We start from the raw sequence: 1003 nt of genomic DNA, 5'->3' as shown, positions 1-1003 counted from the left end.
AAGTCGAGCAGGGAATTTGCTTGTGTGATGTGGCCGTGGTGTTAAAATTCTGTCACACAAGTCGGGATGCATAGGGGGCCTTTAATGGAAGTTTTTTTTATGCAAACGCCAATGGGACAATATCTTGCTCAAAAAGAGGCGGATTTTTTCAGACGGCATTTGCAGTATTTGAATAGGCAGGTGGCGGTTCAATTGGGCGGTGTATGGCAGAGGCCGTCTGAAAACATGCTTGTAGTGCCTCGCGATGTGCGGATGGATGCTGAAATGTTGGCATTTGAAACGCATTCCGTGGATGTGTTATTGATGCCCCATCTTTTGGAAGTTTCATCTGCAGATTTGGTGTTGCAAGAGGCGTTTAGGATATTAAAACCTGAAGGCAGATTGATTTTGACGGGGTTCAACCCTAAATCTTTGTGGGGGTTGAGCTCTTGGTTTGATGGGGAAAAGCTGCCTTTGAAATCTCAATGCTTGGCTCTGGCTGAGTTGAAACGAAAAATTGCGGATATTGGTTTTGAAATAGAATATGGGCAGTTTATGGATTATCTGCCTGCTGTGAATTCGCCTTCTGCTTTGAAGTTTTGGCGGTTTATGGAAAAGGCAGGGGATAGGTGGTGGCCGCAGTGTGCAGCGGTTTATGGGATGGTGTTAACGAAACATTTGATTGGTGTCCATCCTTTGCCTGAATTGGAATCTGCATTTGATGGCAATACGGTTGCTTTAAGTACGGCACGTTTGGCCGAATAGTTTTCAGACGGCCTGTATATTAATGATGAATTTGGAGAATAACGATGCCTGAATTACCTGAAGTGGAAACGACTTTACGCGGAATCGCGCCTCATATTGATGGCAAGAAGATAGAAAAAGTCATTATTCGCCAGTTTAAATTGAGATGGCCTATTCATCCAAACTTGGCGCAAATTTTGGCTGGGCACAAAGTTTTGGCATGCAGTCGGCGTGCGAAGTATTTGATTATTACTTTTGAAACGGGTATTTTACTTATTCA

2 protein-coding genes are annotated in these 1003 nt (G+C 43.8%); both read left to right on the top strand.

The genetic code is table 11. The features are described from left to right. Window positions 1–84: 84 nt before the first annotated feature. A complete protein-coding gene (locus ACTHS3_RS14665; RefSeq protein WP_049336494.1) occupies window positions 85–744 on the top strand; it encodes a class I SAM-dependent methyltransferase in 660 nt (219 codons plus the stop codon). Between the two features lie 44 nt (window positions 745–788). Next, window positions 789–1003, top strand: a 215-nt coding sequence (locus ACTHS3_RS14660; RefSeq protein WP_440368332.1) for a DNA-formamidopyrimidine glycosylase family protein, incomplete at its 3' end; no start/stop codon positions are given.

Source organism: Neisseria sp. P0009.S007 (assembly GCF_051962515.1).
This window is presented reverse-complemented; position numbering and strand designations above follow the sequence as displayed.